This window comes from Streptomyces sp. NPDC051738 (assembly GCF_044453205.1).
Classification (GTDB): domain Bacteria; phylum Actinomycetota; class Actinomycetes; order Streptomycetales; family Streptomycetaceae; genus Streptomyces.
In genome coordinates, this window is record NZ_JBITCM010000042.1 from 1 (window position 1) to 16,045 (window position 16,045).

Consider the following 16,045-nt stretch of genomic DNA (forward strand, 5'->3'; position numbering starts at 1 on the left):
TCCTGCACACCTACAACCATCACCGCTGCCACACCGCACTCGGCGGCCAGCCACCTATCAGCCGCGTGAACAACGCCCCGGGTCAATACACCTAGCCCATGCCGTCGTGGTACTCACCGACGCCCGGCACCCCGGTCCCGTCGGTGGCGGAGCCGAATCGATCGCGGCTCTGGTGTGGCATGTCTCTGGACGGGAAGTCGGCTGGTCATGGGAGCGATGGTGGATCTGCACGACGGGGATTCGCCGGCTGGCCAGACGGGCGATCGGGTGGGGACCACCCTGGGTGCGGCGGGTCGCGCCCGCGGTGCAGGAGGCAGCCGAGCACACCAAGGTGAGGTGGGCGACGGCCGCAGTGATGGCCGCCCTCGGCGGGTGGCGCGGCCGTGCGGCGGCCGCCGTGGGGGTCGCGGCCATGGCGATGGCCCAGGTGCTGTCCAACGGGGTTGCCAAGCAGCTGTGTCGCCGGCGGCGCCCACCGCGGGAATGGGTCCCGCCGGAGGAACTTCAGGACCGCCCGGACAGCTCCTCCTTCCCTTCCGGGCACACCGCCGCGGCCTTCGCCTTCGCGGGTGCTGTCGCGCCGGTGTGGCCGGCCGCAGGTGCTGCCGGTGGGATGTCGGCGGTGATGGTGGCCGCGGAGCGGGTGCACAGCGGTGCGCATACCCCTGCGATGTGGCTGCCGGAGGAGTGATCGGGCTGGCCGCGGCCGCCCTGGTTCGAGGCGCACCGCGTCTGCCGTGGCGACGGGTGCTCTGACGAGCGGTGATGCGGGAATGCGGGGGTACCCGGACAGCCGATCAGACCAATGAGCGGGCCAGGGTCTGGCGAGCACAAGCCAACGCCCACTGGCTTGCCGCAAACGCCGACGAAGGACAGGTGAGTACCCATGACAGCAGACGGCTCCCACCGCACCGGCGCCGGAGCGCAGGAACCGGTGGGCGACCTGGTCCAGCGTGCCTCGCAGCAGTTGTCGCAGCTGGTCCGCGACGAGATGCGCCTGGCACAGGCGGAGATGACCGAGAAGGGCAAGCGGTTCGGCAAGGGCGGTGGCCTGTTCGGTGGCGCCGGCCTGATGGGTGTGCTCACCCTGCAGGCGCTGGTGGCCACCGTGATCGCCGCGCTGTCGCTCAGCATGGATGTGTGGGTGGCGGCTCTGATCGTCACCGGCGTCCTGGCCGCCGTCACCGCGCTGATGGCGGCTCTCGGCAAGCAGCAGGTCAGCAAGGCATCCCCAGCTACGCCCGAGCGGACGGTGGACAGCGTCAAGGCTGATGTGGCCGAGATCAAGGAGAGGGCACAGCGATGACCGAGGACAAGCCGCACACGGGCGATGAGGCAACCCCTGCCCCTGAGGAACTGCGTGAGCAGGTGGAGGCGACCCGTGAGGAACTCGGCGAGACCGTCGAGGCGCTCGCTGCGAAGACCGACGTCAAGACCCGCGCCCGGGAGAAGACGGCAGCCGTCAAGGAGCAGGTCGCCGAGAAGACCACACAGGTTAGGACTCAGCTGAGGGACAAGGCCACGCATGCGGCCCATGTGGTGCAGGACAGGACCCCGGAGCCGGTGCGCGCAAAGGCCGCCGCGGCCACCGAGCAGGTCGCGGACAAGGCCCTGCACGTCGCTGAGCTGGCCCGGGACAAGGCACCGGACCCAGTGCGCGAGAAAGCCGGACAGGGCATGGAGGCGGCGCGGGCGCACCGCACCCCGCTGCTCGCCGCCGCAGGCGCGTTCATCGCGGTGCTCCTCATCCGCCGCTCCAGGAGGCACCGATGAAAGCCTCGAAGATCGCTTACAAGCCGGTCGGCATGGCCATGGGCGCTGTCAGCGGTGTTCTGGCCGGTGCGGTGTTCAAGCAGGTCTGGAAAAGGCTCGGGCACGAGGAGGACGCCCCCGACGCCACCGACGAGCACCGCACCTGGCGCGAGGTGGTGTCGGCAGCCGTCCTGCAGGGCGCGATCTTCGCCGGTGTGAAAGCTGCCGTCGACCGCGGCGGCGCCACCGCCACCCGACGCCTGACCGGAACCTGGCCCGGCTGACCGACCGCCATAACGCCGACTTGGCGCATGGCAACGGTGGTCGGTGAGGACGGGCACGTGTGCGGTAGGGAGGGCGCTGATCTGCCTGTTGTGGGATGCGCGCGGTACCACGGCCGTCGATGCGGGTGGCCCAGGCCGGGGTCTGATCAGGGTGTTCCTGTTGGGCATGGTCGTCCTTCCTCTGGCGGCCCGCGGCGGCTCGGCTCGCGTTCCAGGAGGCCGCAGTGCGCGGCTGTGGGCTGGAGCCCGTGCGGGTCTGGCGTGGCCCGGCCCACTGGGCGGCGGTGCATCCGCTTCTGATTGAGGACCATCGGCGGCGACACCGTCGCCGCTGGGCACGTCATTTGCGCTCGTCGTACGCCGCCCCGAGCCGGGGATACGTTCTGCAATCGATGGACGACGGTCAGTGGCCGAGGTGGGGCGGTATTCCGGCTTCGGCGAATCTGCACATCGAATGCGTAATCGCGTCACGGTGCGCCAGGGACCCGCATGAGCGCCTGCCGCGTGATGCCCTGTTGGTGCGGAGTATCCCGTTCGAAAACGTAGTCGCAGCACCGGCTCGGTCCCGGCGCCGCGTGGCATGTGGAGAAGCTGCCCGCAAGTCGTGTGCGGGTCTGCACGAATGCGCAGCCTGTTCGTTCAACTTCCTGGATGTGTGCTCCGGTTGACTGGTCGCCCGGTGTGCCCCGTGCTTTGATCCTCTGCACCGCGGGAGCCGCGCGAAAGTCCCGGAAGCGGGCATCGCGCGTTCCCCTGCGGCCGAGGCCCGCTATCTGTCCCCAGCGGGGCCGCCCCCCTTGTGGATCATCCATACGAAAGGGAAGTTTCATCATGAACTCCGCTCCCCAGGTTCAGACCGTTGAGATCTCCGACGCCGCGCTCGATGACGTCTCCGGCGGCCTGAACCCGCACGCCAGCCTCGTCGCCGGCCCCACGGCGGTCAGCAGCGCTGATGTCCTGGCGCAGCTCGATGCCGTCAAGAACGAGGTTCTGGGCGCCGCCGGCCAGTACAACCACGTCAGCGTCAGCGCCTCCCTCTGACCTGCAGTCCGACCGCCAGTCGGTGACGCCCTGCCAACCTGACGGCTGGGGTGTTGGCGGATGTAGGCGGTACGGAAAGTGAAGCTCCTGGCGGCAACGGGCTGTTGACCAAGATCACGCCGCTGCCAGGAGCTTCGATTGCTTGTTCACCCATCGTCGAGCGATGGGTCCAGCCGCCCCGCGGTAAGTGACCGGGCGATTCAGTGCCCGACTGCATGAGAACGCGACACGGAGTGGCACTGGCCGGCCGTCAAGTCCCCAGTGGCAGGGCGATAGCGGACGAGAGGCCATGCGAGCGAAGACGGACTGCGTTGGGCATACGAGTGGAACCCGCCGCGTGCAGGCGTACGACGGGGCATTGGGCGCGGCCGTCGGTCGGGCCCAGGAAGGTGACGAGGCTGCCTTCGCGGTCGCGTGCCGGATCGTGTATCCCGGACTGCTCGGCTGTCTGCGCGGACAGCGGTCACGTGTGACACATCAGATCCGTGGTGCGCTGTAGGGAGCGACCCGATCACGAGGGTTGAGGGGCCCGCCCTCTGTGGAGGGGGCAGCGGGCTCCAACGTGCAGGGGCAGGCTGGTTCCCCCCCGTGACGGGTCTGCCCCTGCACGCCAGACTTACGTCGGCCGACGTGTACGGAACGCGTGGTGGTCGGGTGCCCAGCGGGCACAGGTACCGGAACTCCTAGTGGATCTACCAGGCGATCCGGAGTGGTGTACGGGCTGCGCCATGCGCTGCGAATCGACCTCCGGAGACGTCCTTGCTGCGCGCCCAGTAGCAGTTCTCGAACGCGGCTTCGGCCGGCTCTGCCGTCTTGTACTTGCCTGGCTCCATGTCCTCGCCGACATCGAGCACGCCGTCGCCAGGAATTCTCAGGTTGGGCCTTCGGCTGCGGTCTCCCGAGGCTGGGAGTCGCAGTCTCGGTGGCGTCTCGGTGCCCTTTTCAGTGGTGGTCTTCGCGATGCGGCGTGCTGCGCAGGGCGCGGGCGATCAGCAGGGCGACATCGTCGTGGTTGTCGGGGTTCCGTAGGCCGTGAAGGAGTCGGTCGCAGGTTTCTTCCAGAGGGGAGTCGGGGGCGTCGAGGAGGCGGAGGAGGACATCGAGGCGTTCGTCGATGGGGTGGTGGCGGGTCTCGACCAGTCCGTCGGTGTACAGGACCAACTGGTCGCCGGGGCCGAAGCCGACGGTGGTGGTTTCGAAGGGTATGCCGCCGACGCCGAGGGGGGTGCCGGTGGGCAGTTCGAGCAATCGGGGGTGCTTTCCGCGGCGGATGAGGACGGGGGGCAGGTGGCCGGCGTTGGCGATGCGGCATTCGGCGTGGTGGGGGTCGTAGGCGGCATAGACGCAGGTGGCGATGTACTGCTCCAGCTCGGAGGTGATCGCGTCAAGGTGCTCAAGGACTTGGGCGGGGTCGAGGTCGAGGCGGGCGAAGGCGGTGGTGGCGGTGCGCAGGCGGCCCATGGTGGCGGCGGCATCGATGCCGCTGCCCATGACGTCGCCCACGACCAGTGCTGTCCTGTCGCCGCCCAGCGGGAGGACGTCGTACCAGTCGCCGCCGACTTCGTAGGCGGCCTGGGCGGGCAGGTAGCGGGAGGCGACCTGCAGGCCGGGCAGGTCGGGCGGGTGGTCGGGGAGCAGGCTGCGCTGCAGGGTCTCGGCGGCGTTGCGCACGTTCTGGTGCGTGCGGGCGTTGTCGATGCACACCGCGGTGCGGAAGGCCAGTTCGGTGGCGATGGCGAGGTCGTCCTCGTCGAAGGGCCGCGGGTCGCGGGCGCGGGCGAGGCCCAGGAAGCCGAGGACGGTGCCGCGTGCGGTGAGCGGGACGGCCAGGTAGGAGTGCACTCCGGCGCGGGCCAGCAGGGTGGCGGCGCGCTCGTCGCGGGCGATGCGCGTCAGGTCGTTGCCGTCGGCGTGGCGTACCAGAATGGGACGGCTGGTGCGCACGCATTGGGCGGCCAGGCTGTCGGCGTCGTAGGCGGCGGTGTGGCCGGGCGGGTCGGCGGCCTTGGCGGCCTCGGTGGGGTAGGCGGCTTTCACCGCGAGGGCGCGGAAGACCGCAGGGCCGTCGCGGGAGGCGGGGCGGTGTTCGTCGAGGGCGGAGTCGAGGACGTCGACGGCGGCCAGGTCGGCGAAGTCGGGAACGGTGACATCGGCCAGCTCGCGGGCGGTCTGGTCGATCTCCAGGGTGGTGCCGATACGGGCGGAGCCGTCGGCGATCAGAGCAAGGCGTCGCCGTGTCTCGGTGGCCTCCATGGCCGCCTGGTAGCGCTCGGTGACCTCCACCACGATGTCGGCCACCCCGAGAATGCGGCCGCGGGGGTCCTCCAGCCGGTACAACGAGATCGACCAGGCGTGCTTGTGTTCTGGGTCGGCCGGGGTGCGGCCGATGATGGTGGACTGGTCAACCAGGGGGATCCCGGTCTTGAGGACCTGCCGCATCGCAGCCTCGGGCACCTCGAACTTCGTGGCCTTCATGATCTCGCGGTAGTGGCGGCCGAGGTGCTCCGCCGCAGGAATGCCGTGCATGCGCTCCAGAGCGGGGTTGACGGCCACGTACTTGAGGTCGGTGTCGAGGAAGGCGATCCCGAAGGGGGACTGGGAGATCAGCCGGGTGGACAGGGCGACGTCCCGCTCCACCTCGCGCAGCGTGGGGGAGTCGGTGCCGAGCCCGAGGGCGTAGAAGTCGCCGTGGTCGTCCAGCAGTCGCATGTTGCGCAGCTCCACCAGCCGCGTGGTGCCGTCCTTGCACCGGATGGGAAACGTGCCGCCCCAGCTCTGGCCACTCTCCATGACCTCGGCGAACTTCTTGATCACCCAGTCCCAGCGTGCTTCGTGGACGAGTAGCTGCGCGGCGTACTGCCCGAGCGCTTCCTCGGCGGTGTAGCCGTACAGCTCTTCGGCCTGCGGACTCCACAGGACGACCCGTCCGTCGGCGTCCAGCAGCACCGCCGCCACACCGAGGAGATCCAGCAACCCGCTCGGCTGCGACGGCTCGCCTTCCGGCCGGCGGGCGTTTGCCCAGCCGATGTTCGCAGCAGGCCATTCGGCTTCGCTCATGGCAGCCACTCCTTCTGCCGTCCGGCGCCACATGGGCGAACCGCCGACCCGGCTCGAGCGGGACCTGCCGTCGTCTGCTGGCGCTTCGGCTTCCATCGTCCCCCCTGACTACCGGCCAACACACCCCCTCCCGACCGTGCCGCGCGGACAGAAGGAGCGATGTGCGGGCAGACACCAGTTGCCCACCATCTTGCCGCCGGCTCCTCAGCGCCCTGCCGTCTTCCGCCGGCGCCTGACAGCCGGCCGCCGAGGCCGACCGTTACAACGCCGGGTGCACCCGGCGACCACAGGCTGTTCGGAGGCGATCCGTCCACCTTGGAGCACCGGACACAACTCACAGTGACGCTTTTGATGCCGTCAGCGACCGGAGCCCGGACGGTCAACATGAGTGGGTACCCGGTGCAGGAGCACATCCCCGCCGTTTGGCCCGCCGCGTACGGCGGCCACGTGGGTCGCGTCGGCGCCAGAACGCGCTGGAGAAGGTGACCCGATCATGAGGGTCGACGAGCCCGCATTCTGCGGAGGGGGCAGCCGGCTCCGACGTGCAGGGGCAGGCTGGTTCCCCCCCGTGCTGGCCTGCTCCTGCGGACGCATTCAGGCGCGCCAGGCCACGCAACGCGTCAGGGACCGGTCTTCCACGCTTTCGGATGTCCTCAGTGGGCACGGGATTGGGGGACTGGACAGCCCGTCCCTGCGTTACGCCTGTGTGACCCAGGTATCCAAGGGCTCAGGGCACGCCGTCAGTTCCGCCTGCGCGCTCGAACCGCTCCAGCTCTCCCCGTCGCCGATCACCGCCACCAGGTCGGCGCCGGCCAGACGTGCGCGCGGGTTCCCTGTCTCCGTGACGAGCCGGTCCACCGGCACGCGCCCCGGATCTTCGGCCCCGCGATGCTCGGTCGTCAACTCCGCCTCATCGCCAATCACGAGGCAGGATCTGACTCGGTGAACCGGTCCATGAGGGATTGTCGGCCCACTCCGTGTTATCGCGTGTGTGTGAGGGGGCGCTGCGGGGAGCGGAGTATGAGCAGGGTGATCTCGCTGGGGGCGAAGACGCGGAAGGGCGGGCCCCAGAAGCCGGTGCCACGGCTGGTGTCAGAAGGGTTTCCTGGACCGTGCCCAGCCGTACACCGTGCTCCGTCATGCCAGCCTCCCGATTTCGGTCCTCGTGTGTACGGGATGTACCGGGCGGGCGGTGCCGTGGCTGCGACCACCGCCCGCCCGGAGTCTCAGGGCCGCGCCACGAGTTCGGGGTGCTCGGGATGTTCGTGGTCGCAGGTGTCGTCGATGCCGTAGGTGTCCCAGGCGGGGAACGGGTCGTCGGCCGGCTGGCTCTCGCCGTCCGCCATCAGACAGTCGGTGAGCGCGGAGTGGAGCGCCTCGGTGTGCAGGTGCGTGCCGATGAAGACCAGCTCCTGGCCTGCCGGGCTGTCGGTGTCGTGGGCGGCGGAGGGCTCGAAGCGGGCGACGGAGCCGGCCTGCGACCACAGCCCCGTCACATGCGGGCGGCTGGCCAGGGTGAAGAAGCCCTTGGAGCGCAGGATCTGGCCGTAGGCGCCGCTGTCCATCTCCGCGGTCACGAACCGCCACAAACGCCCGGAGTGGAAGGGAAGTTCGGAGCGGAAGACGGTGGAGGAGATGCCGTATTCCTCGGTCTCCGGGACGTGATCGCCATTGAGCTCCATGACCCAGCCGGGGGCCTGCTGGGCCCGCTCCAGGTCGAACAACCGGGTGCCGAGTACGTCCTTGAGTTCCACGTGTCCGTGCACGGCGGGCACGATCCGCGCCACGGGGTTGAGGCGGGCGAGCGTCGCCCGCAGCCGCTCGGCGTCGGCGTCGTCGACCAGGTCGAGCTTGTTGAGCACGATGACGTCGGCGAACTCGATCTGGTCCATCAGCAGGTCGCTGACGGTGCGTTCGTCGTCCTCGTACTGGTCGAGGCCGCGCTCGACGAGCTCGTCGCCGCTTGCCAGTTCGGGCAGGAAGTTGGCGGCGTCGACGACCGTGACCATGGTGTCCAGGCGGGCGAGATCGCCGAGGGTGGCGCCGTCGTCGCGTGCGAAGGCGAAGGTGGCCGCGACCGGCATGGGCTCGGAGATGCCGCTGGACTCGATGAGGAGGTAGTCGAACCGCCCTTCGCGGGCCAGCCGGTCCACCTCCACCAGCAGGTCGTCGCGGAGCGTGCAGCAGATGCACCCATTGGTCATCTCGACCAGGCGTTCCTCGGTGCGTGACAGGGCCGCCTCGCCGCCGCGCACGAGCGCCGCGTCGATGTTGACCTCGCTCATGTCGTTGACGATGACCGCGACGCGCAGCCCCTCACGGTTGCCGAGCACGTGATTGAGCAGCGTGGTCTTCCCCGCACCGAGGAAGCCGGACAGAACGGTCACCGGCAGCCGGTCGTGCGCCATCCTCATTCCCCTCAGCCTTGGGGGCGCAGCAGCCCGCGCTCGTAGGCCCTGACCAGGTTCTGCGGTACGAGGTGACGTACACCGTCGACCGTGACCGGCACCAGCGTCGGCGTGGCGGCCTTCCACTGGGCGCGGCGGTGGCGGGTGTTGCTGCGGGACATCTTCCGCTTGGGGACGGCCATGGTTCTCCTCCTCGAGTGACGAGGGAGACGCTATATGAAAATGGATCCCATTACTAATTCGCGGACTCCAGGCGGCATGAGCCCCGGTGAGTTCGACGGCGTGTTCGACCGCCGTGTATCCGGTGTCGGTCGCTGTCCGTCCGGCCGACTCCTGCCCAGCGTCCGAGTCCACGGTTCGGCCGACGGCGTGGGGCATCAGTGCACTCGCCGTTCCTCCAGTGGTGCGGCACGCAGCCGTGCGGCGGCGTCACTCGGCAGGTGGGGAGTGTGACCGACCAGCCGGGCGGAGTTGGCGACCACGGCGATGCTGCTGGTGTTGTGCAGCAGGGCGGCCAGGACGGGGTTGACGGAGCCACCGGCGCTCGCGACCAGGCCGGCGAGGTTCACGCCGATGGACAGCGTGTAGTTCTGCCGTACGACGCGCAGGGTGTGTCGGCTGAGTTCCACGACGGCGGCGACCTGGCGCAGGTCGTTTCCGGCGAGGGCGATGTCGGCGGTCTCCAGCGCGACGTGGGAGGAGTGGGCGCCCATGACGATGCCGACGTCCGCGAGCGCCAGTGCGGGGGCGTCGTTGGTGCCGTCGCCGACCATGGCCACGCTGTGGCCCTCTGTCTGGAGGTCGCGGATCAGCTGGAGTTTGGCCTCGGGCAGGGCGTGGGCGTGGACTTCCGCGATGCCGAGTGTGTCGGCGACGGCCTGGGCGGTCTCGGGGGCGTCGCCGGTCAGCAGCACGATGCGGGTCACGCCGAGGTCGGTGAGCTGGCGGACGACGGTGTCGGCTCCGCCGCGTACGGCGTCGGACAGGCCGAGCATGCCGATCAGCTTCTCGTCGTGGGCGAGGCAGATGACGGTCTCGCCGGCGGCGCGCAGCCGGCTCGTCCAGTCCTGGGCGAGCTCGGAGAGTTCCAGGCCGTGGCGGCGCAGCAGGGCGGGGCTGCCCACCAGCAGGCGGGTGCCGTCGAGTTCGGCGCGTACGCCCATGCCGAGGACGACTTCGCAGGCTTGGTGGATGGGGATGTGCAGATGCTGTTCCTCGGTGCGCCGGACGATGGCTTCGGCGAGCGGGTGCCGTGCGTGTAGCTCGCCGGAGGCCGCCAGGCTCAGCACCTCGTCGGCGGTGACCGTCTCGTCGAGCGTGACCACGCTGGTCACCAGGGGGCGGCCGAGCGTGAGGGTGCCGGTCTTGTCGAAGACCACGGCGGTGACGCGGCCGATCCCTTCCAGGTGGGTGCCGCCCTTGATGAGGGTGCCTCTGCGTGCGCCGTTGCCGATGGCCGCGCTGATCGCGGTGGGGGTGGCCAGGCCCGCGGCGCACGGGCAGGCGATCAGCAGCATGGTCATCGCCCGTCGGGCGTCCCGGGTCAGCACGTACGTGATCCCCGCGAGGGCGAAGGAGACGGGTACGAAGCGGCGGGTGAAGGCGGCGGCCACTGTTTGTATCGGGGCCCGGTCGGCCTGCGCCTCCTCGACGCGGGTGATGATCCGCCCGACGACGGTGTCCTGGCCGACCGAGGTGGCCCGTACCGTGATCGAGCCGGTGGAGACGAGGGTGCCCGCGTACACCTCGGTGCCGGGCTGCACGTAGACCGGGAGCGCCTCGCCGGTGATCGCCGCCTGGTCGACCAGCGCCTCGCCGGACTCGGCGGTCCCGTCGACGGGGATGCGGTGGTGTTCGTAGACCGCGACCACGTCTCCGGCCCTGACCTCCGCGAGGTCGACCTCCACCTCCACGCCGTCGCGGACCAGCCAGACCCGCTCCTCGCCGATGGAGAGCAGTTCCTCGATGGCGCGCCGGGTCCGGCGCAGGGTGATGGCCTGCAGGAACTCGCCGATGTTGAGCAGCCACAGCACCATGAGCGCGACGACGTTCTCGCGCAGCACCAGCGAGATCACGGTCGCCGTCGTCACCAGCAGGTCGGTGCCGGCGTGGCGTCTGCCGCCGAGGGTGCGTGCGGCGCCGCGGAAGAACGGCAGTCCGGTGAAGACGGTGACCGCGCCGAGGAGACCGGCCGAGCCCGCCGGGGCCCATGGGGGTCGGCCGAGCAGTCGCCGCAGTCCCACCAGGGCGAGCACCGCACCGCCGACCACCAGCCGCGCGATCTCCCCCGTGGAGGAGTCGGGCACGGAGCTGCTGGCTCTGGCGGGCACCCCCGGCGGCGGTGCTTCGGCGAGGGCGGCAACCAGGCGGTCCACGTCGACCAGGTCGGGCTGCACCCAGACGATCACGGCACCGGTACGCGGGAAGATGCGCAGCGCCCGAAAACCCTGCAGATCGGTAAACCGCTCATCGACGATCCCGGCGCAGCCGGGCCGCGCCCGCAGCCAGGGAACCATCAACCGTACGCGGCCCGCGGCGGCGGACCGCACCGTCACCGCGGAGCCGGGCGCGGCGCGCGTCGGGCTGGGAGCAGGAACGGCGGCGGAGCCGGAACCGGGCGCCGGGACGTCGCCGGGTGCGGACGTGCCGGACATGGCGGCCGCCTCTCAGTGCTCGTGGTCGTGGGCGTGTCCCTCGACACCGACCGCCGAGGGCGGCGGTGCCTCCTCGCCCAACTGCTCCCTGGCCTCCGCCAGCAGGTCTCCTGCCTTCAGGCGGGCCTCCTCGGCGGCTTCCCCGAGTCGGCGACCCGTCGTGATGCCGCCGGCGATGCCGTTGACCAGAAGCCGCCGGGCCACGGGCTTCGCCTTGGGGGCGGCTTTGGCGGCTCCCCGCAGAACCAGTACGCCGGCGGTTCCGGACAGGGCGTAGTGCGTGATGCGGCCCACGACCGCACCCGCGAAAGCGGCGGGATGCATCATGGCCTCCTTCCGCGGAGCGGATTCATCCGTCTTCGGCGCGGTAAGTCCATTCTCATCCCACGGCGGATATCGCGCACCAGCCGTATCGCGCCAGGCCGAGGCGACAGACGGTTCATGCGTGCATCCTCATCCCGGCGCCTGGCGCCGCTCGTTACCGGTGCTTCCCTGGTCCTCCTGGCCGGTTGCGGCAACTCGTCCGATTCCGGCAGCGACACCGATGCCGGGCAGAGCCCCGCTTCCGCGTCTGCCGTCGCAGTGGTGGCCTCGACGAATGTCTACGGCGACATCGTCAAGCAGATAGGCGGCGGGAAGGTCGATATCACCTCGATCATCAGCGACCCCGACCAGGACCCGCACTCCTACGAGGCCAACACGCAGAACCAGTTGGCGCTGTCCAAGGCGAAGGTTGTCATCGAGAACGGCGGCGGCTACGACGACTTCATCGACCGCATGCTGAAGAACAGCGACAACTCGTCGGCCGAGTTGATCAACGCGGTCAAGGTCTCCGGGAAGTCCGCCCCGGCAGGAGGGGAGCTCAACGAGCACGTCTGGTACGACTTCCCCACGGCCGCCAAGTTCGCCGACCGCATCGCCGCCGCCCTGGCCGAAGCCGACCCGGACGCCGCCGGCACCTTTACCAAGAACACGGCAGCCTTCAAGGCGAAGCTGAAGCCGCTGGAGACGAAGGAAGCACAGATCAAGAGCGATCACGGCGGTGAGGCGATCGCCATTACCGAGCCCGTGCCGCTGTACCTGAGCGAGGCGAGCGGCCTGGTGAACAAGACGCCCGAGGCGTTCAGCGAGGCCATTGAGGAAGGCGACGACGTCTCCCCGAGGACCCTGGGGGACATGTTGGCGTTGTTCACCGGCAAGAAGGTCGAGGCGCTGGTCTACAACGACCAGACCTCCGGCCCGCAGACCGAAAAGGTCGAGCAGGCGGCCAAGACCTCCGGAATTCCCGTCGTCCCCGTCACCGAGACCCTCCCTGAGGGCAAGGACTATCTCGGCTGGATGACAACCAACGTCGACGCGCTCGCGAGCGCGCTGGGCAAGTGAGGCGGCCCACCGTGGCCTCCCTGCCCCGTGCCCGTGAGAGCGGGGCGGAGGACCGTGGCGCGGATGCCGCGGTGATCAGCCTGCGCGGAGCTGCCCTGTCCTACGGCGACCGCGTGCTGTGGCAGGGCCTGGATCTCGACGTACGGCCCAGGGGGTTCCTGGCCGTGCTCGGGCCCAACGGATCGGGCAAGACCGGCTTCGTACGCGCCCTGCTGGGCCAGCGACAGCTGTCCGCCGGGACGTTGACGGTCCTGGGTCGCCCGCCCCGCAAGGGCAGCAGGCGCATCGGCTACATCCCGCAGCAGGCGACGCTGTCCGAGCACGCGATGCTGCGCGCCAGCGACCTGGTCCCCTTCGGCATCGACGGGCACGGCTTCGGACCCCGGCTGCGCACGGGCGCCGTACGTCGCCGGGTGGACGAGGTTCTCCACTCGGCCGGCGCCTACGCGTACGCGGATGTACCCATCGGCCAGCTCTCCGGCGGCGAACGGCAGCGCGTGCGCATCGGGCAGGCGCCGGCGACCGACCCGCGGATCCTGCTGTGCGACGAGCCGCTGCTCTCCCTCGACCTGCACCACCAACGCGCCGTGACGGAACTGGTGGACGCGCGGCGCCGCTCGCACGGCACGGCCGTGGTCTTCGTGACCCACGAGATCTACCCCGTGCTGTACCTCGCCCGCGGCGGCTTCCAAGTCGGCACACCCGACGAGGTGTTGACCTCCGAGGCGCTGTCGCGGCTGTACGGCACACAGGTCGACGTCATCCGCGTCCGCGGCCGGATCACGGTCGTGGGCGTGCCCGACGAGGTGGCAGAGCCGTCGCACCACGCTGAACCCTCACACGGAGTACGGCCATGACGATCGCCGAGGGGGTCTGGCAGCAGATCTTCAGCTTCGACAACTACGGCGAACTGCTCGCCCTGGTCCGCAGCGCCAGCGCCTCGGCCGCGCTGCTGCTGGGCGTGAACATCGTGGGCGGCTCGATCGTCGGATCCCTGATCGCGGCCGGGACGATCGGCCCGCTCGGCTCCGCGCACGGGACCGCAACTCCGTGATCGGCATCCTCATGCCGTTCGGCCTCGGCCTCGGCGTACTCTTCCTCGCCCTGTACAAGGGCGGCGAACAAGTTCGGCATCCTCACCGGACAGATCGTCGCCGTCGACACCCCGCAGATGTCCTGGCTGCTCGGCACGTCGGCCGTGGTGCTCGTGGCGCTGATGGTCATGTGGCGGCCGCTCGCCTTCGCGAGCGCCGACCCCGAGGTGGCCGAGGCCCGAGGGGGGCCGGTCCGCGCCCTGTCGTTCGCTTTCATGATCGTGCTGGGTCCTGCGGTCGCACTGTCGGTGCAGATCGTCGGAGGGCTACTGGTCCTTACCCTCATTGTCACCCCTGCGGCAGCCGTGGCCCGGATCACCGCGTCCCCCGTACTACGGCCCGTGCTGAGCACAGTCTTCGCGGTGGCCTCCATCGAGGGCGGGATCCTGCTCGCCCTGGGCAGCAGCATCCCCATCAGCCCCTACATCACCACCATCTCGTTCACGATCTACATCGTCTGCCGACTGGTGGGCACGTACCGGACCCGACAGTGGGGAGCGCGGAGAATCGTTCCCGAGTCCGCCTGACCAGGAACCCCAGGCGTCACAGCAATCTCATTGCCAACCCGCGGCCGGCGCGTGGCACTGGCTGAGTTGCCCGCTCGGGCGGCCGGTGGCGACCGGCAACCCGCACGGCGCCTGCCGGGTAGCGGCGCGCAGCGGTTCGAGAACCTGCTCGTCCGCCGTGCCGCAGCCGTCACCTGGCGGACGGTGCGTCGGGCTCTGGGCCGGCAGTGGCCGGAGGAGCGCAGGAAGCCGCGGTCTCCCAGCCCTGTTCCACTGTCGGGCGCCGCCTCCGTGCGCGTCAGCCCGCCTGGGTGAGTTCGGCGCGGCCGAACAGCAGGGCGTAGCCGGAGGGGAGTTGGGCGAGGATGCGGCTGAGGAGTTCCTCGCCGGCGAGCTGGGCCACGATGTGAAGGACGGTGCTGGTGTCCCAGCGGGTGGTGGCCGGCGTGCCGCCGGTGCGGGACGCCAGGTCCTGGACGAAGCCCCAGCCGGTGAGGGGTTCGGTGGCGGGGATCTGGGAGGTGAAGGTGAGGGCGGCCTCGTGCGGCAGTCTGGCCGCGAGCGTCACGCGCTCATCGCCCGTGAGCTGGCGGCCGAGGGCGGCCAGCACGGCGTGCACGGCCTCCTCGGCCTGTGCGCGGGTGGGGTACGCGCCTTCGTAGCGCACTCTTTCCAGCATCTGCTCGAACGTCATGTCCGCGGTGGAGCGGCACGGTTCCTGCTGGGCAATCATCGGTGACGCGGTTGCCTTTCTCGTCTGAGGTGGTCGCGGGGCGGTGGCCGGGGGCTCGCCCGCCGACCACCGGTGTCGCTTGGTCAGGGGAAGGGTTGTCGCTGCCTTTGGGCTAGACGCGCTGGGGGTGGCCGAACAGCAGGTCGTAGCCCGCCGGGAGTTGGAGCAGGATGCGGCCGGTGAGCTCTTCGCCCGCTGCGTCCGCGGCCACGCTGAGTACGGCGCCCACGTCCCAGGCCGCGGTCTGTTCAGTGGCTCCCTCGATCCAGGCCGCGGTGGCCCGGACGAACCGCTCGGGGGAGAGCGGCTCGTGCGCCTGGAGCGGATTGAGCAGGACGAGTGCCAGATTCTCCGGCAGCCGGGCGGCCAGTTCCGCCCGTACCTCGCCCACCAGGTGCGCGCCCAGCAGCGCCAGCACCGTCCGGGTCGCCCGCTCGGCTTCCTCGGTGGTCTCGTACGCGCCGCGTTCCTTGACCTGGTCCAGGAACGCTTCCCATCGCATGGTCATCGCTGCTCCCGTGCGTGTGCGGCGGCAAGCGGAGGACGGGGTGGCCGCCAGGGAGGCCGCCTCCCCGTCTCCGGCGCGGTTTGGAGGGGACTCAGCCGCTGATCTCCTTGTGCGCGGAGCCACCGCCGATGGCGATCTTGCGGGGCTTGGCGCGCTCGGCGATCGGGATACGCAGGGTCAGCACACCTGCGTCGTAGTCCGCCTTGATGTGCTCGGTGTCCAGGGTGTCGGCCAGCACGACCTGGCGGGAGAAGACGCCCAGAGGCCGCTCGGAGAGCTCCATCTGCACGTCGTCCGCCTTGGTGACGGGCCGCCGCTCGGCCTTGACGGTGAGCATGTTCCGCTCGACGTCGATGTCGATCGCGTCCGTGGAAACGCCGGGCAGGTCGAGGGCGATCACGTACTCCTCGCCCTCACGGTAGGCGTCCATCGGCATCGCTGACGGCCGCGACCAGGTGCCGGTCGTGTTCAGGAGCTGCTGGGTGAGCCGGTCAAGCTCGCGGAACGGGTCGGTGCGCATCAACATCGTGAAACACCTCCAGTGTTCAGGTCAGGGGCTTTGCCGCCAATGCGTTCACCTGCCATCGTTGTAACATGTCATCCAAGTGATGACAAGTAGAATGTC

The 16,045-nt window shown here is 69.9% G+C and carries 16 protein-coding genes and 2 pseudogenes; 9 read left to right on the plus strand and 9 right to left on the minus strand.

The window, feature by feature from the left end; translation table 11 throughout:
• Positions 1-283: 283 nt before the first annotated feature.
• From ACIA8X_RS46170 to ACIA8X_RS46195, 6 genes and pseudogenes are all read left to right on the plus strand, one after another.
• On the plus strand, positions 284-691 hold the full coding sequence (locus tag ACIA8X_RS46170; protein ID WP_393462703.1) for a phosphatase PAP2 family protein: 408 nt from the start codon (positions 284-286) through the stop codon (positions 689-691).
• Between the two features lie 195 nt (positions 692-886).
• Positions 887-1,306 (plus strand): phage holin family protein, encoded by a 420-nt coding sequence (locus tag ACIA8X_RS46175; RefSeq protein WP_399460756.1) that lies wholly within the window; start codon positions 887-889, stop codon positions 1,304-1,306.
• Positions 1,303-1,773: a DUF3618 domain-containing protein gene (locus tag ACIA8X_RS46180; RefSeq protein WP_399460757.1), complete on the plus strand. Its 471-nt coding sequence runs from the start codon at positions 1,303-1,305 to the stop codon at positions 1,771-1,773. The genes ACIA8X_RS46175 and ACIA8X_RS46180 overlap by 4 nt, the downstream gene beginning before the upstream one ends.
• A complete protein-coding gene (locus ACIA8X_RS46185) occupies positions 1,770-2,036 on the plus strand; it encodes a DUF4235 domain-containing protein (RefSeq protein WP_363040955.1) in 267 nt (88 codons plus the stop codon). The genes ACIA8X_RS46180 and ACIA8X_RS46185 overlap by 4 nt, the downstream gene beginning before the upstream one ends.
• A gap of 831 nt (positions 2,037-2,867) precedes the next feature.
• A complete protein-coding gene (locus ACIA8X_RS46190; RefSeq protein ID WP_399460758.1) occupies positions 2,868-3,077 on the plus strand; it encodes a hypothetical protein in 210 nt (69 codons plus the stop codon).
• Between the two features lie 289 nt (positions 3,078-3,366).
• Positions 3,367-3,534, plus strand: a pseudogene (locus ACIA8X_RS46195) (RNA polymerase sigma factor); the annotation flags it as partial.
• A gap of 485 nt (positions 3,535-4,019) precedes the next feature.
• Here the strand turns inward: ACIA8X_RS46195 and ACIA8X_RS46200 are convergent.
• From ACIA8X_RS46200 to ACIA8X_RS46225, 6 genes are all read right to left on the minus strand, one after another.
• Positions 4,020-6,134: a SpoIIE family protein phosphatase gene (locus ACIA8X_RS46200; RefSeq protein ID WP_393462698.1), complete on the minus strand. Its 2,115-nt coding sequence runs from the start codon at positions 6,132-6,134 to the stop codon at positions 4,020-4,022.
• A gap of 696 nt (positions 6,135-6,830) precedes the next feature.
• Positions 6,831-7,037, minus strand: a complete 207-nt coding sequence (locus ACIA8X_RS46205) for a hypothetical protein (RefSeq protein WP_393462697.1) — start codon at positions 7,035-7,037, stop codon at positions 6,831-6,833.
• Between the two features lie 323 nt (positions 7,038-7,360).
• The gene (locus tag ACIA8X_RS46210; RefSeq protein WP_393462696.1) at positions 7,361-8,542 is read right to left on the minus strand and encodes a GTP-binding protein; all 1,182 of its coding nucleotides are present in this window, start codon (positions 8,540-8,542) and stop codon (positions 7,361-7,363) included.
• Between the two features lie 11 nt (positions 8,543-8,553).
• Complete coding sequence (rpmF, locus tag ACIA8X_RS46215; RefSeq protein ID WP_184901208.1) at positions 8,554-8,724, minus strand: 50S ribosomal protein L32; 171 nt, start codon at positions 8,722-8,724, stop codon at positions 8,554-8,556.
• A 195-nt stretch (positions 8,725-8,919) separates the two neighbouring features.
• Positions 8,920-11,196 carry a heavy metal translocating P-type ATPase gene (locus ACIA8X_RS46220; RefSeq protein WP_399460759.1) on the minus strand — a complete coding sequence of 759 codons (2,277 nt, stop codon included), beginning with the start codon at positions 11,194-11,196 and terminating at the stop codon, positions 8,920-8,922.
• Between the two features lie 12 nt (positions 11,197-11,208).
• Complete coding sequence (locus ACIA8X_RS46225; protein ID WP_393462694.1) at positions 11,209-11,523, minus strand: DUF1490 family protein; 315 nt, start codon at positions 11,521-11,523, stop codon at positions 11,209-11,211.
• Positions 11,524-11,637: 114 nt separating this feature from the next.
• Here ACIA8X_RS46225 and ACIA8X_RS46230 point away from each other — a divergent pair, with 114 nt between their 5' ends.
• From ACIA8X_RS46230 to ACIA8X_RS46240, 3 genes and pseudogenes are all read left to right on the plus strand, one after another.
• The gene (locus tag ACIA8X_RS46230) at positions 11,638-12,579 is read left to right on the plus strand and encodes a metal ABC transporter solute-binding protein, Zn/Mn family (RefSeq protein WP_393462705.1); all 942 of its coding nucleotides are present in this window, start codon (positions 11,638-11,640) and stop codon (positions 12,577-12,579) included.
• An 11-nt stretch (positions 12,580-12,590) separates the two neighbouring features.
• Positions 12,591-13,436, plus strand: a complete 846-nt coding sequence (locus tag ACIA8X_RS46235; protein WP_399460760.1) for a metal ABC transporter ATP-binding protein — start codon at positions 12,591-12,593, stop codon at positions 13,434-13,436.
• A pseudogene (locus ACIA8X_RS46240) lies at positions 13,433-14,200 on the plus strand (metal ABC transporter permease). Before ACIA8X_RS46235 ends, ACIA8X_RS46240 begins: the two are co-directional and overlap by 4 nt.
• A 277-nt stretch (positions 14,201-14,477) precedes the next feature.
• Here ACIA8X_RS46240 and ACIA8X_RS46245 read toward each other — a convergent pair.
• The 3 genes from ACIA8X_RS46245 to ACIA8X_RS46255 all read right to left on the minus strand — a co-directional run bounded on the left by ACIA8X_RS46245 (position 14,478) and on the right by ACIA8X_RS46255 (position 15,946).
• Complete coding sequence (locus ACIA8X_RS46245; RefSeq protein ID WP_393462692.1) at positions 14,478-14,873, minus strand: DUF2267 domain-containing protein; 396 nt, start codon at positions 14,871-14,873, stop codon at positions 14,478-14,480.
• Between the two features lie 151 nt (positions 14,874-15,024).
• Positions 15,025-15,420, minus strand: a complete 396-nt coding sequence (locus ACIA8X_RS46250) for a DUF2267 domain-containing protein (RefSeq protein WP_393462691.1) — start codon at positions 15,418-15,420, stop codon at positions 15,025-15,027.
• 91 nt (positions 15,421-15,511) lie between these two features.
• Complete coding sequence (locus ACIA8X_RS46255; RefSeq protein WP_393462690.1) at positions 15,512-15,946, minus strand: Hsp20/alpha crystallin family protein; 435 nt, start codon at positions 15,944-15,946, stop codon at positions 15,512-15,514.
• Positions 15,947-16,045 lie beyond the last annotated feature (99 nt).